This window comes from Stenotrophomonas sp. SrG (assembly GCF_050031795.1).
GTDB lineage: Bacteria > Pseudomonadota > Gammaproteobacteria > Xanthomonadales > Xanthomonadaceae > Stenotrophomonas > Stenotrophomonas rhizophila_A.
Genome location: NZ_JBNBBE010000114.1, coordinates 1 through 297 on the forward strand (window position 1 = coordinate 1; position 297 = coordinate 297).

Genomic DNA, 297 nt, shown 5'->3' on the forward strand with positions numbered 1-297 from the left:
GACACGATGGCGGACTTGACGATGGCCAGGCCACGGTCGGACTTCCCCGGGTAGCCCGGCTCAACCGCCGCCGACAGGCTCTGGGCAAAACCCAGCGAATCCTGCTGCAGCTTGGTGATGCGGTGGCCCTTGCCGGGATCGTTGGTGTACAGGCTGAAGGCCGGCGCGAGCGAGCCAACGACTTCGTTGACCAGCTGGCTGGCCGCGGCGTTGTCCAGGTCGGTGTCGTCGACCACCGTGCCCGGCTGCAGGTCGCTGGCCGGCACGAAGTTCTGCCCGAACCGGAGCGGGTCGACG

1 pseudogene is annotated in these 297 nt (G+C 68.4%); it reads right to left on the reverse strand.

The annotated features are described in order from the left end of the window. A pseudogene (locus ACQG3P_RS19195) lies at positions 1 to 297 on the reverse strand (SPFH domain-containing protein); the annotation flags it as partial.